A 19991-nucleotide genomic window follows, 5' to 3' on the forward strand; every position below is an offset into this window, starting at 1 on the left:
GACGGGGCGGCGCCCCGACGGCGCCGCCCCCCCGTGTCAGACGAACGGCGCCCGGGTGCGGGTGAAGATGCTGGGCTCGGTGCTGATCGCGCCCGGCGTCTCCTCGCTCTCGGTGCGGTCGTTCGTGAGGTTCCCGTTCGAGGTGAAGGCCACCACCGAGCCGTCGCCGCTGACGGCGACGTCCGTGCCGTTCTTCTGGGGAACGGTCTCGCCGGTGTTGCCGTCGGTCCGGGTGCCGGTGGCCTCCGTGCCGCCGAGGGTCTCGTCGACGACGCTGACCCGTTCGGTGACGGCGGGGCTCAGGTCCCGGATGAAGGCGTCGAGCACGCCGTTCACGTCGCCGTCGGTGAGCGTGGAGGACAGCGACTCGAACCCGACGTGGGCTCCGTCACCGCTCACCACGGCCCCCAGGCCACCCTCGGCGACCTGGACACCGGAGTACCAGCCGACGACGTCGACCACGAGGTGGGTGGTCACCGCCGGGTCGGCGGCGAGAGTGATCTTCCCATCGGCGCCCACCTGGGCGAGCACCTGCACGGCCACCGTCTGATTGGCGACGAAGTTGAGGTTCGAGGCCAGAGGCTTGGGTGTGCCCGTCGGGAACACCGTCAGCCATCCGGCGGCGCTCGGTGAGGTGACCGTGACGTTGAGGGCCACGGCGGTGACGCCCATGGCGGGCACCCCGCCGGTGCCGATGACCGTCAGCTCCTTCGGAGTCGCGCTGGTCACCGCGCTCGACGAACGGCTGTCGAACAGCCGGGCCGGCGCCAGCGACGTGAAGCCGCCGTTGGGCAGCTCGGCATCGAACCAGCCGACGACGTCGACGATGAGTTGCGTCGTGCCGAAGGCGTTGCGGATGCTCACGCTGCCGTCGGTGCCGACACCGACTACGGCGTTGTTGGCCACCACTGCGCCCGGGGTGAAGTTGAGCGTGGAGGCCAGGGGCTGGGTGTCACCGGTCGGCCACACCGTCAGCCAGCTCTCGGCGGTCGGGGCGTCGACGGTGACGGAGAGCGCCACTGCGGTGGCGTCGCTCGGCACGCCGAAGCTTCCGGCGACCGGGAGGTCGACGGTCTCGCCGGGACCGACCGGGTCGGCGATCGTGCGGGTGTCCAGGGCCCGGACGGGGGGCATCGACACGAAGCCGCCACCCGTGCTCAGCTGGGCGTCGTCGTACCAGCCGGCCACGTCGACCACGACGTGGGTCGAGCCGGCCGAGTTGTTGATCGACACCTCACCGTCGACACCGAGCCGCAGCGTCGCGGCGTTGGCGACGGTCTGCCCGGGGACGAAGTTGATGGTGGAGGTGGGAGGCATCGAGTCGCCTGCCGGCCAGACGGTCAGCCAGCCTTCGGCGGTCGGTGACGTGACGGTCACGTTCACGGCCACGGCGACGGCGTCGGCGGGGACGTCGCCGAGACCGGCGACGGGCACGGTGATGGTCTCACCGGGGCCCATGGGGTCGAGGGGATCACGGGTGTCGAGCACCCGGTCAGGGGTGACGGCGTGGAACGCGCCGAACTCGTCGAACGGGGTGCGTTCGCTCACCCGGGTGGTGTCCCCGGAGCCCATGTCCTTGTGGAAGGCGTCGGTGCGGGCGTTGGTGTCGCCGGCCACCAGGTTGGTGGCGTCGGACTCGAACGCCACGACGGTGCCGTCGGCCGAGATGGTGGGGCCGTACACGAGGGCGCTGCCGGCGTTGCCGGGCACACCGTCGCTGTCGGTGCTCACGATCGTGGTGGTGTCGGCGGAGCGGTCACGAACCCAGACCTGGGTCACGGTCGTGGTCTCCTCTTCGCCTTCATCACCGCCGCCGCCGCCGCCACCGCCGCCGCCTCCACCACCGCCGCCACCGGGGGCGGCCGGGGTGGCGGCCAGGGCCGCGAGGGTGCCGGCGGGCGGGCCGGCGAGGTCGGCTTCCGATGCGAACGCGACCATGGTCCCGTCATCGGAGAGGTCCGGCTTGGTCGCGTTGCCGGCCTGGGCAGCTCCGGAGTTGTCGACGCTCACCATCTCGGTGGTCCCGTCGATCAGGTTGTCCTCGAGGTCACGGACGTAGACCTTGGTGGGGCCGCCGCTGGACGGCGGTGGGACGAGCGGGTCGAGGTTGGTGGCGGTCGACTGGAACGCGAGGACGGTGCCATCGGCGTTGAGCGACGGGAAGTCGCTCAGGCCGTTGGACGACTGACCGGTCGTCGACTTGCTCGCCAACACGGCGGGACCGGGGTTCGCCGGATCGGTGACGTCCATCACGTAGACGGACCGCGTCGAGCCGTACACCACGTAGGCGATGGTGTTGCCGTCGCCGCTGATGGCCGGGTTGAAGTGACTTCCCTGGGTGAGCTGCCAGGACTGGCCGAGGGCGCGGTCGGTGAACCAGACACCCTGGGCGGTGCCCCGGCCGACGTACACCTCCCGGGTGCCGTCGGGGGTCATCGCCACGAGCTCGCGGGCTCCCTCCTGGGCGCCGGCGGTGTGCTCGGTCGATGGTCCCGTCGGGAGGGCGGCGCCGGCCGGCCCGATCCCGAGGATGAGGGTGAGAGCGCCGGCGACGACGGGGAGTGCCCAGCGCCTCCTGCCTCTCGTCGTGCGCGTGTGACCAGCCATGGAGCGACCCTTTCTTCGAGTGTGCTCGTCGCAGGCCTCGGCGCCGCTACGCCGAACACCTGTCTGTTCTCTTTCAGTGAATACCCCAGGGGGTAGATCCGTAAGGGGCCAAGGTCCCTTCTCTGCTCGCCCGGGCACCACCCGGGGGTTGTGTCGGCAGTGTTGCCGTCAGATACCCGGGGGGGTAGGGTGAGCATACCCCGGGGGGTACCAAGAACGGTGCACCCCGATCGGCTTGCCCGACGAGAGGACGACATGACGCTCCAGGACGCACGACCCGACCACGCCGACCCGTCCCCGGACGGCTCGTCCCCCGACGGGCCCGACCGCAAGGAGCCGCTGTTCTCCCGTCTGGCCCGGGTGGCCGTCACCCGTCGGCGGCGCGTCCTGTGGGTGTGGCTGGCAGTCGTCGTGATCGCCGCCCCCCTCGCCCTGACCCTCACCGGCTCGCTCTCGGGCGCCGGTTGGGAGGCGGGCGGCACGACGTCGGTCGAGGTCCGCGACGAGCTCCGGCGCGACTTCCCCCAGCTCGGCGCAGAGGCGGCCTACGTCGTGTACCGACAGGACGTCGCCATCGCCGAGGACCCGTCCGGCCTCGCCGAGGTGGTGGCTGCTCTCCAGGACGCACCGGGCAGCACCGGCGTGGTCGACCCGTTGGCGGTGCCCGCCGAGAGCGGCCTCCTCGCCCCCGACGGGCGCACGGCCCTCATCCCGGTGGCGCTCGAGGCGGCCGAGGACGCCGACCTCCCCGAGTCCGCCGCCGAGGTCATGAGCTTCGTCGGCGAGCTCGAGCCGCCCGAGGGGGCGCAGCTCGAGGTGACGGGTGAGTGGCCCGTCTGGAGCGACTTCAACGCGTCGAACGAGGAGGCGCTGCACAAGGCCGAGCTCCTCTCGGCCCTGCCGACCATCGTCTTGCTGTTGGTGGCCTTCGGTTCGGCCGTCGCCGCCGGCATCCCGCTCGTGTTGGCCATCGCCGGCATCGCCGTCGGCTTCGCCGTGCTGCACCTCCTGGGGCTGGCCTCGCCGCTGTCGGTGTGGTCGATGAACTTCTCGATGATGATCGGGCTGGCCGTCGGCATCGACTACTCGCTGTTCATCGTGTCGCGCTACCGCGAGGAGCGCGAGGACGGGCACGAGCCCCTTCCGGCCATGGTCAACACCCTCGGCACGGCGGGCAAGGCGGTGTTCCTCTCGGCCCTCACCGTCGTGCTCTCCCTCGCCGCGGTGTTCGTCGTGCCGGTCATGGTGTTCCGTTCGATGGCGCTGGGCATGATCCTCTCGGTGAGCGCCACCGCGCTCGCGTCGCTCACGCTGCTGCCGGCCGTGCTCGTCGCCCTCGGCGACCGGGTGCTGGTGTCGAAGGAGAAGGACCCCGACCGCGCCGCCGAGGGTCGGTGGGCGCGCTGGACCGGGCTCGCCCTCCGCCACCCTGGCCGCACGCTCGCCGTCGGGCTGGCCCTGCTCTTCCTCCTCGCCGCCCCTGCGCTCGGCATGCAGCTCGGCATGCCCGGGGCCCGGGTCGTGGACGAGGGGCGCACCAGCCGCGACGGCTACGAGCTGCTGGTCGAGTCCTACGGCCCCGGAGCGGCGGCCCCGATCTTCGTCACCGTCCCCGTGGCCGACGCTCAACAGGTCGTCGACCTGGCCGTCGCCGATCCCAACGTGGTCGACGCACGGGTGGTGGCCGAACCGGCCCCCTCCGGCCGGACGGTCGTGCGGGTGACCTCGGCGACCGCGGTCGACGACTCGGCCACCTCCGACACCGTCGGGCGCCTTCGGGCGAGCATCGGTGACGCGGTGCCCGACGCCGAGGTCGGGGGGCCGGCGGCGCAGAACCACGACCTGACGAAGGTGCTCACCGGGAAGGCGCCGTTGGCCATCGCCATGATCATGCTCGTGGCGTTCGTGCTGCTCCTCGTCGTGTTCCGGAGCCTGACCGTGGCGCTGTTCTCCGTGGCCCTCAACCTCATCAGCGTCGCCGCCAGCTTCGGGTTCGCCACGCTGGTGTTCCAGAACGGCTGGGGTGCGAGCCTTATCGGCATCGAGCACCAGGGCTTCGTCGACGCGTGGGCGCCGCTGTTCTTCTTCGCCCTGCTGTTCGGCCTCTCGATGGACTACCAGCTCTTCCTTCTCGCCGCGATCCGGGAGCGCTACCAGGCGACCGGTGACACCCAGCGGGCGATCCGGGAGGGCATCGCCCGCACGGGGCGGCCGATCACCAACGCCGCCGCCATCATGATCGTCGTCTTCATCGCCTTCGGCGTGACGGGCCCCATCCCCCCGACGGAGCTGGGCATCACCCTCGCCGTGGCGGTGTTCCTCGACGCCACCGTCGTGCGGATGATGCTCGTCCCGTCGATCATGGGTCTGCTCGGCGAGCGCAACTGGTGGCTGCCGGGGTGGCTCGATCGCACCCTTCCGAGGGTGGAGTTCAACCACTGAGCCGGGCGGCACCTCGTGCGATCCCGGTCCCGACCGGTCGAGCGCCCGCACGGCGGGGAGGGGCGATCGGGACCAACGGCCCGTTCGCCTCGGGACCGCGGACCGGCCGGCCGGTGCACGATCAGCGGTTGACTGGAGGCCGATGAGCACGACGAGGATCGCGACGGGCGCCACCGTGGCGGCGATGCTGTTCCTGCTCCTCGGTTGTGGGGCCTCGTCCGGTCCGTCGACGGCGGTCGCCCCGGCGCTGCGCGGCATCGTGCGGGACGTGCCGCTCGAGGTCGGTGACGTCGCCGTGCCCGAGGCCGCCACCGACCCCGCCACGCCGCCCGCCGCCGACGGGCGCCTCGCCATGCGGGCGCGGCCCGGCGGCCTCCTCCTCGTCTACTTCGGCTTCACGTCGTGCCCCGACGTGTGCCCCACCACGCTCGCCGATCTGCGCACCGCCCGGGAGCAGGTGGGCGAGGCAGCGGCCGACCTCCCGCTCGCCATGGTCACCGTCGACCCGGCCCGGGACACCCCGGACAAGCTGGCCGGCTACCTCGGTGCCTTCAGCGACCGCTGGCACGCTCTGCGCACCGACGACCCTGCCGAGCTCGGGGCCGTCGAGGACGCGTTCGGGGCCAGCTCGGCGGTGACGGTCGGCGCCGACGGCACCCCCGAGGTCTCCCACACTGCGATCACCTACGTCGTCGACGAGGGGGGCCAGGTGCTCGTCGAGTGGACCTTCGGCACGCCGCCGGAGGACATGGCCCACGACCTGGCGATCCTGCTCGCCGGCGCGTCCGACGGCTCGGCCGACGCCGCGGGGTCGTGACCGTCATGCAGACCCCCGAGCAGCACCCCGGCCGGGGCGCCAGGGGCGGGCGCAGGAGGCCGGGGCCCGTCGGTGCGGCCGGCCTGGTGGTGTTGGCGCTCGCCCTGGGTGCCCTGGTGGCGGTGATGGTGGCCGGGGGAGGGGGCGACGCCGCCGCGCCCGAGCCCGAGGCCTACTCGGTGGTCGTGCCGGCGGGCACTTCGGCGCGGGTCGCGGCGGGCGAACCGGTGGAGCTGATCCCGGCGGACCTCCAGGTCCCCGTCGGGACCGAGCTGGTGATCGAGAACCAGGACGTCGAGACCCAGGAGGTGGGACCGTTCGTGGTCCGGGCCGGCGAGACGCTGCGCCACACCTTCTCCACCCGGGGGGTCTACGCCGGCGCCTGCACGGTGCACCCCGACGGCCAGATCACCATCACGGTCTTCTGACCGGACCGGTCCGACCGGACCCGTCAGACCGGGGGGCCGAGGAAGAGCGCGATCGGGTCGCCCTTGCGCCGGATCTCCTCCACCTGGGCGAGGAGCTCGACGTCCACGCCGGGCACCTCGGGCGCCAGCCTCGTGTCGCCCCCCATCGCCAGGTTCACGGCCAGGTCGAACTCGCCGGCGGCGATGAGTTGGCGCTGCAGGGAGTCGACGGCGACGAGGTAGCGGGCCCTGGTGAGCGGGTCGACCGGATCCCAGGCCGCCACGAGCTCCATCTCGGGACGGGCCTGCCAGGCGGTGGCGGCGTCGGCGCTCACCACCCAGAGGGTGTGCGCCGCCGGCCGCTCCTCGGCGCTGCGTTGGGGGCCGAGGCGGTAGGCGTCGTCGGGGTCGGCCACCACCGGGATGCCGGCCCGTTCGAGCTCGAGGCGGATGCCGTCCCCGGCGGTGCCCCACACCGATCCGGTGGCGCGGACCAGCAGCGGCCCCCGCCCGGCGAGGGCGCCGACGGTGGGCTCGACGAGCTCACCGAGGATGGCGGTGAGCGAGCCGTCGGGGACGTCGGCGCTCGACCCGGCTCGGGCCGTCGTGGCGCCCGTGTTGACGAGGAGGGCGACGGCCAGTGCGGTCGCCGACCACGTCACGGCGCGGTTCGCGGTCCGCGGCAGCGCGATCCAGCGGGCCGCGGCGTTGCCGGCGCTCCAGGCGATCGACAGCCAGAACAGCGCGGCGACCACCCACCACCACCGCAGGAGGTAGCTGTAGGGCTCGCCGGTGATGCGCGACGTGGCGACGATCCCGGCGAGCACGGAGACGCCGACGAGGATCTGGAAGCGCACCGCGCTGCCCGCTCCGGCACGCCTCGCCGCCTCGAGGGCCAGACCGAAGGCCACGACCGGGGGCAGGAGACCGGTCGCCGACGCGGGAGCGAGGCCACCCCCGTCGGGAACCGTGGGTTCATCGCCGCCGAGCCACGGCGCGTCGGGCACGGTGAGGTTGCGGGCCGCGAGACCCACGGCGTCGGGCACGCCGACCGTCGTCTCGTCGCCGCCGGCGAAGTACTCGACCATGGCGGTCAGGTTCCCGCTGCCCGCCACCTGGTCGACGAGGACCGGTCCCCAGCAGACGCCGAGCGCGACGGCGGTGGCGAGCACCAGGCCGGTCCGTCGGCGGCGGTGGCGGAGGCGGTCGGACGGTGGTTCGGGGTTCGCGCCGCGCCGGGCGAGCACGACGATGGCGACGGTGGTGGTGACCATGGCGATCACCAGCACCGCGTAGCCCACGTGGCTCTGCACCAGGAAGGAGCCGACCACCGCCGCGATCGGGACGGGCCAGCGCTCGCCGTCGGCCACCGACCACATCAGGAAGGCGAACAGCGCCACCGGGGCGAGGGTGATGTAGGGGTTCCACGGGTCGCGGAGCACCTCGGGACCCAGGCCCTGGCTGAGCAGCGCCAGGGTGGCCCCGGTGAGCAGGACGAGGGGGAGGCGGCCCCGTCGCCAGGCCAGGCCGAGCGTGCCGGCGAAGGCCAGCGCGTTGAGCAGCGCGGTGCCGAACAGGAGGTCGACCGGCTCACGTCCGAGCAGGTGGTACGGCCCCGCCAGGGCCCAGTAGAGCATCGGGCCGGGGTGGTTCCAGCCGTAGCGGGAGTAGGGCCCGACCAGCGGTGAGCCGTTGCCGACGTCGCTCACCCGCAGGGCGAGCACCGCCCAGTCGCCGCTCGGGCGCCACACGTCACCGAGGGCGGCGGTGCCGACGAGGACCACCGGGAGGGCGACGGCCGCCACGGCGACGGCCAGCAGGGACCAGGCCACCCACGGTCGGCGCCGTGGGCTCTCGGGGCTCGCGTCGGGCGCGAGCGCTGTCGTCTCGGTGGTGTTCACACGCTGTCCGCCGGCACTCGGGGGGATCTGCCGCAGGGCGAGAGGTTACCGGGCCGCGGCGTCGGGACCGGTGCACCGCCCCGGCGCTACGGTCGTCCCTCCGCAGCGGTCCGGACGGCAAGGGGGGGCGGGATGGGTGACGGTGGTGATCGTCCCGACGTCCTCTGGGCGCCCTCTCCGGACGCGGCGGCGGCCACGACCATGGCCCGGTTCGTGGGGTGGCTGGCCGCCGAGCGGGGCACGGCGTTCGACACCTACGACGAGCTGTGGCGGTGGTCGGTCGAGGACCTCGGCGGGTTCTGGTCGTCGATCTGGGAGTTCTTCGAGGTGTCGGACCGGACCCCGACGGTGGCGGTGGAGCGAGGTTCGTCGATGGCCGACACGGTGTGGTTCCCCGGGGCGACCCTGAACTACGCGGAGCGCCTGCTGCGGGTCGGCGGCGACGAGGCGGCGGTCGTGGCCCGCTCCCAGACCCGCGGTGATCGCCAGATGAGCCGCGACGAGCTCCGCGACGCCGTCGCAGGCTGCCGGGCCGGGCTCCTCCGCCTCGGCGTCGGCGAGGGCGACCGGGTCGTCGCCTACCTGCCCAACATCCCCGAGGCGCTGGTCGCCTTCCTGGCCACGGCGAGCCTGGGCGCGGTGTGGGCGTCGTGCCCACCGGAGTTCGGGCCGCGCAGCGTGCTCGACCGCTTCGGTCAGCTCGACCCCGTCGTGCTCTTCACCGTGGGCGGCTACCGGTACGGGGCGAAGGACGTCGACCGGTCGGGTGAGGTGGCCGAGATCCGCGCCGGTCTCCCGACGCTGGCCCACGTGGTCGAGGTCGCCTACGGCGGTCCCGCCGTTCCCGAGGTGGTCGGGTGGGACGAGCTGGTCTCCCGGCCCGCCCCGTTGTCCTTCGACGACGTCGCCTTCGACCATCCCCTCTACGTGCTCTTCTCGTCGGGAACGACGGGTCTGCCGAAGGCGATCGTGCACCGCCACGGCGGGATCCTCCTCGAGCACCTCAAGGCCCTGGGGCTCCACCAGGACCTCGGGCCCGACGACCGCTTCTTCTGGTTCACCACGACGGGCTGGATGATGTGGAACTACCTGGTCTCGGCCCTGGCGCTCGGATCGGCGCTGGTGCTGTTCGACGGCGACCCCGGCCACCCCGACCTGGGCGAGCTCTGGCGGGTCGCGGGTGCCACGGACACGACGGTGTTGGGGGTGAGCGCGCCGTTCCTCCAGGCCTGCGAGAAGGCCGGCGTCCGGCCGGAGGCGCTGGCCCCGGGACTGCGCTCGATCGGCTCGACGGGGGCGCCGTTGCCCGCGTCGGGCTACCGGTGGGTCCACCGCCACTTCCCCGACGTGTACCTGAACTCGATCAGCGGTGGCACCGACGTGTGCACGGCGTTCGTCGGGGGTGCGCCCACGCTCCCCGTGGTGGCGGGCGAGATGAGCTGCCGCCTGCTCGGCGCCGCGGTCGAGGCGTTCGGCCCCGACGGGGAGAGCGTCGTGGGGTCCGAGGGCGAGCTGGTCGTCACCGCACCCATGCCGTCCATGCCCGTCGGCTTCTGGAACGACCCCGACGGCCGCCGCTTCCACGACGCCTACTTCGCCGCCTTCCCGGGGGTGTGGTGCCACGGCGACTGGCTGACGATCACCGAGCGGGGGACGTGCGTGATCACCGGGCGCTCCGACGCCACCCTCAACCGGGGTGGGGTGCGCCTCGGCACCAGCGAGTTCTACGCCGTGGTCGAGTCGCTGCCGCAGGTCGCCGACAGCCTGATCGTCCACCTCGACGAGGAGGGTGGTGCCGGGACGCTGGTCCTGCTCCTCGTCCTCGACCCTCCCGACACGCCGCTCACCGCCGAGGTGGCGACGGCGGTGCGCGATGCACTCCGCACCCAGCTGTCGCCGCGTCACGTGCCCGACGAGATCCATGCCGTGCCCGTCGTCCCCCGCACCCACTCGGGCAAGAAGCTCGAGATCCCGGTGAAGCGGATCCTCCAGGGCCGTGCCGTGGCCGACGTGGCCAGCCCGTCGTCGCTGGCCGTGCCCGACGCCCTCGACGTCGTCGCCCGCCTCGCCGCCGACCGCTGACCGTCGGGGGACGCCGGACGCGCGACGCCGGACCGGGGCGGGCGCGCGGTCGCTCAGGCGCCGAGGGAGCGGCCGATGATCTCCTTCATGATCTCGGTGGTGCCGCCGTAGATCGTCTGGATGCGGGCGTCGAGGTAGGCCCGAGCGATGGGGTACTCGAGCATGTAGCCGTACCCGCCGTGGAGCTGGACGCACCGGTCGACCACCCGCTTCTGCAGCTCGGTGGTCCAGAACTTGGCCATCGCCGCTTCTTCGACGGTGAGGGCCCCGGCGACGAGCGCCTCGACGCACCGGTCGACGAACACTTCCCCGATCTGGATCTCGGTGGCCATGTCGGCGAGCTCGAAGCGGCTGTTCTGGAAGCTCGCCACCGGCTGGCCGAAGGCGTGGCGCCCGCTCGTGTACTCGACGGTCCAGCGCAGCGCCTGGCGGGCCGCGGCGACGGCCCCCACCGCGATCGACAGCCGCTCCTGGGCGAGGTTCTCCACGAGGTGGACGAAGCCCATCCCCTCGGTGCCGAGCAGGTTGGCCGCCGGGACGCGGACGTCGGTGAAGAACAGCTCGGCGGTGTCCTGGGAGTGCAGTCCGACCTTCTCGAGGTTCCGGCCCCGCTCGAAGCCCGGCATGCCCCGCTCGAGCACCACGAGGCTCATCCCCTTGTGGCGCAGCGACGGGTCGGTCTTGACGGCGGTGATCACGAGGTCGGCGTTGATGCCGTTGGTGATGAAGGTCTTGGAGCCGTTCACCACGTAGTCGTCGCCGTCGCGGATGGCGCTGGTGGTCATCGAGGCGAGGTCGGAGCCGATGGCCGGTTCGGTCATGGCCACCGCGGTGATCAGCTCGCCCGACGCGATGCCCGGCAGCCAGCGGGCCTTCTGTTCGTCGCTGGTGAGGGTGAGGAAGTACGGGAGGCAGATGTCGTTGTGGAGCGTGATGCCCAGCCCGGCCCCGCCGACCCCGGCGTAGGCCATCTCCTCGCCGATGACCTGGTTGTAGCGGTAGTCGTCGACCCCGCCGCCCCCGTACTCCTCGGGCGCGGCCATGGCCAGGAACCCGTGGGCGCCGGCGGCGGTGAACAACGAGCGGTCGACGATCCCGGCGGCGTCCCACTCCTCGGTGTGCGGTGAGATCTCCTTGGCCACGAACGCCCGGAACGACTCCCGGAACAGCTCGTGGTCGGCGTCGAACAGCGTGCGCTCCATGAACCGAGACTAGGCCCGGGCCCGGCCGCGTCCGCCGGTCACCAGCCCGCCCCGCGCAGGGCCCGCTCAGCCGTAGGTCGACCAGGTGCCGTCGAGGGCCACCTGTCCCCGACCGGGCCGGTCCCAGTCGCACACCCCGTCGGGGAACACCCGGCGGAGTCGCTCGACCTGGGCGGGCGTGAGCTCGACGGGGTAGGCGGTCGGATCGGTGGGGACGAGCGCGCAGGCGATGGTCGTCCCGGCGAGCGGTGCCCCGGCGGCGCGGCGGGGATCGGCGTGGGTGGGGTAGGCGGTCTCGCACGCCCCACCGGGGGCGGAGGCGTCGGGTCCCTCGACGACCGTGGCGTCGGGCAGCACGCACCGGTCGACGGCGTCGGCGGGCCGGGTCGCGGTGAGGCGCTCGGCGGCCACGGCGGGTTCGGCGGCGCCGTTCGGGCCGGCGGAGGTGCCGGGTAGGTCGGCGGCGGTGAGCCAGCGGTCGAGGACCTGGGTGGTGGCGACGGTGAGGTCGGTGTCGCCGGAGAGCCGGGTGATCAACGAGGCGACGTCGACCGCCCCGCCTTCGGTCCAGATCACCACGTTGGGGTTCGCCGAGCCGTCGGGGAGGCGGAGCCGGTCGCGGATGGCGAAGGCGCGCTGGCGGTCGTGGATGTCGCCGACGGGATCGCTGTAGACGTTGACCAACAGCACCGGGACCCCGGTCAGCCCGCCGGCGCCGTCGACGGTGCCCGCTCCCGTCTCGGCGACCGCCGCACCGGCGGTCAGTCGACCGCGGGCGTAGGCGGCCTCGAGGACCTCGTCCTCGGCTCGCATGCGTTCGGGCTGCCATCCACCGTCGATGTCGTAGCCGCCGATCCCCTCGTTCAGGTCGAGGAACTCGTCGACCGACAGCAGCCCCTGTTCGAGCGCGTCGAGCCCGTACTGCACGCCGGTGTTGTCGAGCGGGCGGAGGGCGAAGCCGGTCTCGGGATCGGTGCCCATCTGGTTGACGTTGGAGTCCTGCATGGTGCAGCGGGCGCCGCGGGGGTTCGTGACGGGGTCGTACACCTGGCCCGAGTCGACCAGCTCGGGGGCGCAGCCGACCGCCGGGTCGATGTTGGGGAGGTAGGTGGCCTGCCAGATCGCGCAGGTGACGGGGCTGGCGAACCCCGTGACGGCCAGGCGCTGGTCGTCGGTGAGCTCCGCGCCGCCGGCCGGGTCGTCGAACCACCGGGCGAGGAGCCCGCAGTCGGCGACGCCCCCGGCGATGCTGACCGCATCGGGGAACGGGATGGCCGGGGCGACGGCGTCGAGGAGGCCTGGGTAGTTCTGGGCGACGAGGAGCTGTTGGATGGCCCCGCCCGAGCCGCCGGAACCGATCGTGAAGCGGGGCAGGCCGTACGCCTCCGAGAAGTGCTCCTTGGCCATCGACACCGTCTCGGCGGACACCGTGTCGTTGCAGGCGGTCTGGAAGGTGGTGAGCGTCGAGGTGACGACGGCGTAGCCCTCGGCGAGCAGACCGAGGTCGACGGCTCCCCCCTTGTCGCCCTGGCTGAAGGTGGCCCCGCACCCGCCCCCGAACTTCATGACGAGACGCCCGTTCCAACCCGAGTCGTCCCACACCCGCGCCGGGGTGGGCCCCGGCACGGTGCCCGCGACGGGGCCCGGCCGCGGGTCGAGGGTGGCGAAGGTGGTGACGGAGCGGTTGAACACGCCCGTCTCGAGACGGACGACGAACGGGACCGCCCGGCCGTCGCGCTCGACGGTGGCGGCGTCGGCGGGGAGCTGGGCGGGGTCGGGGAGGTCGACGGTGCGTCCGTCGCCGGTCCGGTACACCCACCGCACCCGGGTCTGGGCCCAGCAGTCGTCCCCCGGCGGGCCGAGACCGTTCGCCTCGGTGGTGCACACGAACGGGCTCTGCTGCGGCCCCGAGAAGAGCGGGCCGTCGACGGGGTGGTCGACGACGTCGAGGCGGGCCTCCTGGTCGCCGACGCTCGCCTCGATCTCGTTCGTGCCCTCGCGCAGGCCGGCGATGAGGCCGATCAGCCGGGGCGGTGCGCCGGGGGAGCGGTGCGGGCTGACGTCGAGGGCGAACGCCGACGTGACGTCGCGCCCGTCGAGCGCCACCCGGACGTCTTCGAAGGTCGAGTCGGAGCCTCCTTCCACGGCGACGAGCAGGTCACCGTTGGTCGCGTACTCAGGGCGCGCCGAGAGCGCCGTGATGCGCAGGCCGCCATCCGCGCTGCTCGATCCCGTCGGGCCCGTCCCTGTCGGAGCTTCGTCGTCGGAGGTGCAGGCCCCGGCCACCAGCCCGGCGGTCAGGACGAGGGCGAGCGCCGTGAGCGTCCTCCTCCGGACACCGAGCGACCACGATGAGCGGCGTGGCGCGTCATGCCGACCTTCACCCCTGAGGCGTCGTGAGGCCGACGGCTCCTGCGGCAGTTCCACCGCTCGGGGGTCGACCGGGTCAGGCGTGACGGCGCTTGCGGGCCACCAGCGCGATCAACGCGCCCGCGGCCAGGAGCAGGATGCCGACCTGGAGGATCGGAGTGCTGTCACCGCCGGTGAAGGGCAGCGCGCCCGCAGGGGTGACCGGTTGGGTGACCGAGCCGGACTGGGCCTCGACGCAGGTGAACTCGCTGACCCGGGTGATGGTGACGCCCTCGACGACCTGGGTGGCGGTGAGGGTGTGGGGACCGGGGTCGAGCGGAGAGGCGAACTCGACGGTGAAGCTGCCGGTGGCATCAGGGGTGACCGGGGGGAGCGTGACCGGCGTCGATGCCACGGTGAGGGTCACGGGGATGCCGGGCGCCCATCCGGTGCCGGTTCCGGTGAGCGTGGCCCCGCACGTCACGTTGTTCGACGAGACCGCGACAGAGGAGCCGGTGTAGGACTGCGCGGCCGCCGGCCCCGCGACGGTGCCGACGAGGGCGACGGCCAGCGCCAGTGCGGCGAGGAACGCCTTGACGGTCCTGGTCATGGGGAGGTCTCCTCGGGGGGCAGGACGTGCACGAAAGGCCAGGGTAGTCGCCGGACGAGCCGTTGGACAGCGATGGGCCGGCACCCTCGGGCGTGGTCAGGGCGCGCCGACGAGGACCGGTCCCCGCAACGGGCCGCGGAACTCCCCGGTGGGGGTCGTCGAGCCGGTCGGGGCGATCCTCACCGACAGCTGGTCGGGGTTGGCCGTGGCCTGGGGGAGGACCTGGAGCCGGTAGGGCGACTCGCCCGGGAGGGCGCCGGCGAGACGGAACTCGAGGCTCCTCGTGGCCCCGGGAGCGAGCTCGACCACCACGGAGTACACGGGTTGGCCGAACTCCCGCTGGGTCTGCACCGGGACCGCTTCGCCGTCGAGGGTCACGACCTCGAGGCGGTGCGGGCTGTGGACGGTGACCATCGTCCGGTTGGTGCCGGTGGGCAGGTCGTCGCCGTTGCCGATGACGTAGTCCGGGAGGCCCGAGGTGGGCGCGTCGTTGCGCAGGTCGACGCGCACCGACGAGCGCAGCGTGCCGGCTGCGGGGTCGAGCATGGTGTCGACGGCGATGTCGCGGAACAGGTAGGCGTCGATCTTGTTCGCCAGCGTGTTGGTCGAGCGCACCGAGAGCAGATCTGCCCCGGGCTGCGGATCCCACGCGCCGGACAGGCCGACGCGGTCGAGGAGCTGCTCGGCGGGCTCGTCGAAGGTCGAGAGCCGGAGGTGGCCGGCGTCCACGAGCGGACCCAGGGTGCGGGTGAGGTCGTCGATCCCGGGCAGCGACGTGGCGATGAGGGCGTCGAAGGTGGCCTCCGCCACCGCTCCCAGCAGCTCCCGCCGCTGGTCGTTGTCGGACAGGTCGTCGGCGCCGAAGCGGGCATACTGGTCGCGCAGGAGGAACGACTCCACGGTGGTGGCGTCGACGGTGAGGTCGAGGTCGGGCAGCGTGACCGGTCCGGTGAGCTCGAGGAGCCCGGCCAGCGCGGCCGGGTCGACGTAGAGCGCACCGTCGACGGGCAGACCGCCGGGGGTCTGTGGGAAGAGCTGAGCGGCGACGTCGGTGTCGATCGGCCAGTCGGGGCTGGCGCCGAGGTTCCCGAGGAAGCGCTCCACGAGTAGCGATCCGTACCTCAGGTCCCAGTCCGGGGGAGGGGTGAACGCGTACGGGCCGTCCCGGTTCAGGGCGCCGAGCGAGCCCGCCTCGACGAGGTCGAATCGACCGGCGTCGACGGTGAGGAGCCCGTAGGCGCCGATGAACCCGCCGCCGTCACGGCTCTCCGCGGGGGTCGAGAACGCCAGGAAGTAGCGCTTGGGTCCGTCGGCGCCGAGCAGCGTGGGCGCCACGGCCAGCGCCTGCGCGGCGATGCTCGTCTGGTCGGCCACGTCGGCCAGACGCTCGTCGAACCGGTCGAGTTCGCTGCCGACCGGGCCGAGCAGCCACGGTGAGCGCACGGCGGCCACCGAGCCGAGCGCGTCGTCGATCGTGGCGGCGGCGTCGGCGACGGGGGCGCGCAGCGCGCCCACGCGGGCGAGGTCGACGGTCCCGCTGTCGGACGTGAGCGTCCGGTAGTCGGCGGTCGAAGCGGTCTCCGCGGCGCTCGCGGCCAGCTCGGTGCCGGCCGTGGCGAGCGCATCGAGGGCGGTGACGTGCTGGCCGACCACGGGGAGGATCCGACCTCCCCAGGTGAGCGGGCTCGACAGCGTCGTCCCGGCCTCGTCGAAGCTGGCGGCGGACTGGTCGAATCGCTGCGCGGCGAGCGGGCTGTCACCGGATCGCAGCACGTCGAGACCGCTGATGGCCTCGTCTGCGCCCTGCTGGAGGTCCGGCCGGGCGAGGACGGCGGCGACTCCTGCTGCGGCGCCGAGGATCACTGCCAGGGCGACCGTGGTCACGATGATCCGCGTGGCCACCCGGCGCTCGTGGCTCCGAGCCATCCGTCGGGCGGACCACACCAGAGGGCCGAGGGCCACGACGGCGACGAGCGGGAGCAGCCACACCGGTTCGACGTCGGGCCCGCGCAGGAGGGCCTGGACCGCAGTGGCACCGACGACCGCCGCCAGCACCCGGTCACGTCGTCGCGACACGGCCAGGGCGACGAGGAGCACCACCAGGATCCCGGCCGCCACCTTGCCGCCGGTGTCGCCACTGACACCGACGGCGGCCGCCACCCCGGCCGCCCAGATCAACGCCCATCGCCGGGCGCGCGACGCCACGAGCGGGACGGCCAGCCCGAACGCCGCCGACCAGAACAGATCGGCGATCCGGGACCCGGTGGGGCGGGGGCCGGACGCGGCGGCCACGACGGCCGAGGCCGCGCCGACGGCGACGATCAGCTCGTGGCGGTACCGCCGCCACCAGGCCGACGATGTCCGCCGCCCGCCCCGAGGGGACCGGACCGGCTCGCCGGGGGCGGGGCTACCGCCCGGCGCGGGTTCGGACAACGACTGGTCGACCGGCGGTCGGTCTCGACGGGGTGCGGCGGTGGTGTCGGGGCATCAGGAGGTGGGTCCGTCCTCGGTGCGGCCCGATCGGTCGGTCTCGGTGACGGGCAGGGAGTGCTCGGTGTCGCCCCGGGCGAAGGCCTCGTTCACGGTCCGGGCGGCCTCGGGGGAGAGGTTCGACCAGATCAGTGTGCCGTCGAAGCGGTTCAGCTCGTGGAGGGCCGCTTCGTTGTCGGCGAAGTTCGTGAGCAGGCACAGGGCGGCGTGCCCTGGGTCGAGCAGGTCCTGCATCTGGTGGATGAACTCGTCGGAGATGCCGCGGTCGATCAGCTTGGCCAGCAGCGCGCCGGCGCCGCCGGTGACCGCGCCGGTCACGATCCCGCCCACCGGGCCGGCGACGAGCGTGCCGAGCAGTAGCCCCCAGAACGCCCCGCCGAGGCCACCCTCCACAGGAGTCATGTCGGTGGTCTCGACCTTGTGGGATCGGCCGTCGTCGTCCTTGGTGATGATGACGGCGTCGTCGATGCCGAGCTTGCCGTCCTTGGCCAGCCGCCCGGCGGCGATCAGCATCTCCTGGGCCTTCATCGGATCGTCGACACCGATGACGACGAGCTCTTGGGACACTGCGACCTCCGGCGAGGATCGAGGCGGACTGATCACCGAGCCTAGGGCGCTCCCCCGACACGGTCGGCGCGGGGATGGCGGTGCCGGGCCAGGCTCTCGCGGAACGCCGCGAACGTGGCGAAGCGTTGGAAGGCCGGTCCCCCCGACGGTCCGGTCACCGCCGGCTCGGCCCCCGCCTCGGCCGGCGTCCCGACCGACGTGTCGGACAGCTCGACGATGGCGAAGCGCCCCCGGCGGAGGTGGAAGCCGACGGCGCGGCAGCGCCGACAGCGGATCAGGGCCTCGGCGTCGGCCCCGTGCAGGAGGTGGGTGGGGCCGGCGGCGGCGAGGAGCTCGTCGCGCAGGCTGTTCGCGACCGGCCCGGCGTCGACGACCTCCCAGTGGTCGCCGTCGGTCGGCGCCGCCGGAGACTCGGGACGGGCAGCGGGCATCGCTTCGACTGTAGGAGTCGGCTCGTCGGCGCCCGCGGACCGTCGCCCTCGCCGAGGAGGGGCCCGGTGCCCCGCGATGCGGTAGCGTCGTCGTCGAACACGGGAGCCCGGGAGGCCGGGCTGAGAGGGAGGGGCCGAACCCCTCCGACCGTTCGAACCTGATCCGGGTCATGCCGGCGCAGGGAGGTTCGGTTCCGCGCCGTGTTCTCGAACCCGAGAGCATGTCCGATGCCCGACGACCACGTCGACGATCCCGAAGCCGTCACCGGGCACGACCCCGTCGACCGCGCCGGCCCGACCGTCGTGGTGGTGACCGGCGGCGACGCGCCCCGGCCCGCCGCGGTCGCGGAAGCCCGCGACGCCGCTCGGGGGGACCTGGTGGTGGTGGCGGCCGACTCCGGCGCCGCGCACGCCCGCGCCGCCGGGCTCCCCGTGCACCACCTGGTCGGCGACCTCGACTCGCTCGACCCGACCGAGACCCGTCGTCTCGAGGCCGACGGGGCGCGCGTGGATCGTCACCCGGTCGACAAGGACGCCACCGATCTCGAGCTGGCACTCGGCGCCGCGGAGGCGCTCGGCGCCCGGCGGGTGCTGGTCCTCGGCGGCGACGGCGGGCGACTCGACCACTTCCTGGCCAACGCCCTCGTGCTGTGCTCACCCCGGTTCTCGAACCTCGTCGTGGACGCGTCGATGGGCGACGCGCGGCTCCATGTCGCCCGGCCGTGGCACCCGACGACCCTGCAGGGCCGCCCCGGGGACCTGGTGACCCTGTTGCCCGTGCACGGTGCGGCGGAGGGCGTCACCACCGAGGGCCTCCTCTACCCACTCGACAGGGAGACCCTCGAGGCGGGCACCACCCGTGGCGTCTCGAACGAGATGTCCGCCACCGAAGGCGTGATCCGGCTCACCTCCGGCTGCCTGCTCGTCGTGCGCCCCGGAGGGTCCGGCACCCACCTCCACGAGGGTCTGCGAACCCCGAGACAAGGAGCATCCTGATGACCCCGACCGCCCCTCGACACCGGAACGCGGCCGCCCGGTCAGGCCGGCTCGCCGGCCTCGTGCTCGTCGCCGTGGCGGCGCTCCTCGCCGCCTCGTGCTCGAGCCCGGCCGACGACGCCGCCAGCCGGGGGAGCGCGGAGCTCGGTCCCGCCGTCTCCACCCCGGACGACGAGGTGTTCCCCGAGGGCACGACGGTCCGCCTCCTCGCCCACGACTCCTTCGCGATGAGCGAGGAGGTCCTCGACCAGTTCACGGCGAGGACGAACATCGAGGTCGAGATCGTGCTCGGCGGCGACGCCGTCGTGATGGTCAACCAGGCGGTGCTCACCGCCGGCAACCCCCAGGCCGACGTGCTCTTCGGGGTGGACGACAACACGCTCGGGCGGGCGGTGGACGCCGGCCTCTTCGAGCCCTACGTGTCGCCCGTGCTCGGCGCCGTCGCCCCCGGGGTGACCGGCGACCCCGGCGGTCAGGTGACCCCGATCGACTTCGGCGACGTGTGCGTCAACTACGACCGGGCGTGGTTCGCCGAACGGGACCTCGCCGTCCCGACCACCCTCGACGCCCTCGCCGACCCGGCCTACGCCGACCTCCTCGTCGTGCAGGATCCGGCCACGTCCACGCCCGGTCTCGCCTTCCTCCTGGCCACCGTCGCCGAGTTCGGTGCCGGAACCGGGGCGGACGCGCCGTGGCTGGCCTACTGGCAGCGGTTGCGCGACAACGGCGTCCGGGTGGTCGACTCGTGGGAGACCGCCTACTTCACCGACTTCTCGGGGTCCTCCGGCGCCGGCCCCCGGCCGCTGGTGGTGAGCTACGGCTCGAGCCCCGCCGCCGAGGTCACCGAGCCGTACCCGGCCGCCGACGAGGCGCCCACCGGGTCGATCGACGCCACCTGCTACCGCCAGACCGAGTTCGCCGGCGTGCTCCGCGGCACCGCGAACCCGGCCGCCGCGCAGGCCCTGATCGACTACATGGTCTCGGCGCCGTTCCAGGCGCAGGTGCCCGCCCAGATGTTCGTGTTCCCCGTCAGCACCGACGTCGAGCTGACCGAGCCCTTCGTCACCTTCGCGGCGCCCGCCACCGATCC

General features: G+C 73.3%; 14 protein-coding genes and 1 riboswitch. Of the genes, 6 read left to right on the forward strand and 8 right to left on the reverse strand.

Features of this window, described 5'->3' with window-relative positions; all coding sequences use genetic code 11:
• Positions 1-36: 36 nt before the first annotated feature.
• Positions 37-2607, reverse strand: a complete 2571-nt coding sequence (locus MUE36_15620) for a hypothetical protein (GenBank protein MCU0312360.1) — start codon at positions 2605-2607, stop codon at positions 37-39.
• A 255-nt stretch (positions 2608-2862) separates the two neighbouring features.
• Here MUE36_15620 and MUE36_15625 point away from each other — a divergent pair, with 255 nt between their 5' ends.
• The 3 genes from MUE36_15625 to MUE36_15635 all read left to right on the forward strand — a co-directional run bounded on the left by MUE36_15625 (position 2863) and on the right by MUE36_15635 (position 6294).
• Positions 2863-5049, forward strand: coding sequence for an MMPL family transporter (locus MUE36_15625; protein MCU0312361.1), 2187 nt, complete (start codon positions 2863-2865; stop codon positions 5047-5049).
• A 142-nt stretch (positions 5050-5191) separates the two neighbouring features.
• Complete coding sequence (locus MUE36_15630; GenBank protein ID MCU0312362.1) at positions 5192-5866, forward strand: SCO family protein; 675 nt, start codon at positions 5192-5194, stop codon at positions 5864-5866.
• Positions 5863-6294: a hypothetical protein gene (locus MUE36_15635; GenBank protein MCU0312363.1), complete on the forward strand. Its 432-nt coding sequence runs from the start codon at positions 5863-5865 to the stop codon at positions 6292-6294. The genes MUE36_15630 and MUE36_15635 overlap by 4 nt, the downstream gene beginning before the upstream one ends.
• Positions 6295-6317: 23 nt before the next feature.
• On the opposite strand, the gene MUE36_15640 is transcribed toward MUE36_15635, so the two are convergent.
• Positions 6318-8174, reverse strand: a complete 1857-nt coding sequence (locus MUE36_15640) for a hypothetical protein (GenBank protein ID MCU0312364.1) — start codon at positions 8172-8174, stop codon at positions 6318-6320.
• 132 nt (positions 8175-8306) lie between these two features.
• On the opposite strand from MUE36_15640, the gene MUE36_15645 reads away from it, so the two are divergent.
• Complete coding sequence (locus MUE36_15645; protein ID MCU0312365.1) at positions 8307-10256, forward strand: acetoacetate--CoA ligase; 1950 nt, start codon at positions 8307-8309, stop codon at positions 10254-10256.
• 53 nt (positions 10257-10309) lie between these two features.
• Here the strand turns inward: MUE36_15645 and MUE36_15650 are convergent, their stop codons facing one another.
• The 6 genes from MUE36_15650 to MUE36_15675 form a co-directional block, all read right to left on the reverse strand.
• Positions 10310-11458, reverse strand: coding sequence for an acyl-CoA dehydrogenase family protein (locus MUE36_15650; protein MCU0312366.1), 1149 nt, complete (start codon positions 11456-11458; stop codon positions 10310-10312).
• A gap of 66 nt (positions 11459-11524) precedes the next feature.
• Entirely contained in the window at positions 11525-13744 is a 2220-nt protein-coding gene (locus MUE36_15655; GenBank protein ID MCU0312367.1) for a DUF6351 family protein, read from the reverse strand.
• A gap of 160 nt (positions 13745-13904) precedes the next feature.
• A complete protein-coding gene (locus MUE36_15660; protein ID MCU0312368.1) occupies positions 13905-14417 on the reverse strand; it encodes an LPXTG cell wall anchor domain-containing protein in 513 nt (170 codons plus the stop codon).
• A gap of 96 nt (positions 14418-14513) precedes the next feature.
• Positions 14514-16709, reverse strand: coding sequence for a DUF4012 domain-containing protein (locus MUE36_15665; GenBank protein ID MCU0312369.1), 2196 nt, complete (start codon positions 16707-16709; stop codon positions 14514-14516).
• 195 nt (positions 16710-16904) lie between these two features.
• Positions 16905-17474: a DUF1269 domain-containing protein gene (locus MUE36_15670; protein MCU0312370.1), complete on the reverse strand. Its 570-nt coding sequence runs from the start codon at positions 17472-17474 to the stop codon at positions 16905-16907.
• A gap of 41 nt (positions 17475-17515) precedes the next feature.
• Positions 17516-17905: a hypothetical protein gene (locus tag MUE36_15675; protein MCU0312371.1), complete on the reverse strand. Its 390-nt coding sequence runs from the start codon at positions 17903-17905 to the stop codon at positions 17516-17518.
• Between the two features lie 89 nt (positions 17906-17994).
• A riboswitch (TPP riboswitch) is annotated at positions 17995-18108 on the forward strand.
• A gap of 25 nt (positions 18109-18133) precedes the next feature.
• Here MUE36_15675 and MUE36_15680 point away from each other — a divergent pair.
• Complete coding sequence (locus MUE36_15680) at positions 18134-18901, forward strand: thiamine diphosphokinase (GenBank protein MCU0312372.1); 768 nt, start codon at positions 18134-18136, stop codon at positions 18899-18901.
• Positions 18901-19991, forward strand: a 1091-nt coding sequence (locus tag MUE36_15685) for a thiamine ABC transporter substrate-binding protein (protein ID MCU0312373.1), incomplete at its 3' end; no start/stop codon positions are given. The genes MUE36_15680 and MUE36_15685, both read left to right, overlap by 1 nt.

The organism is Acidimicrobiales bacterium (assembly GCA_025455885.1).
Taxonomy (GTDB): Bacteria; Actinomycetota; Acidimicrobiia; order Acidimicrobiales; family Acidimicrobilacustridaceae; genus Rhabdothermincola_A.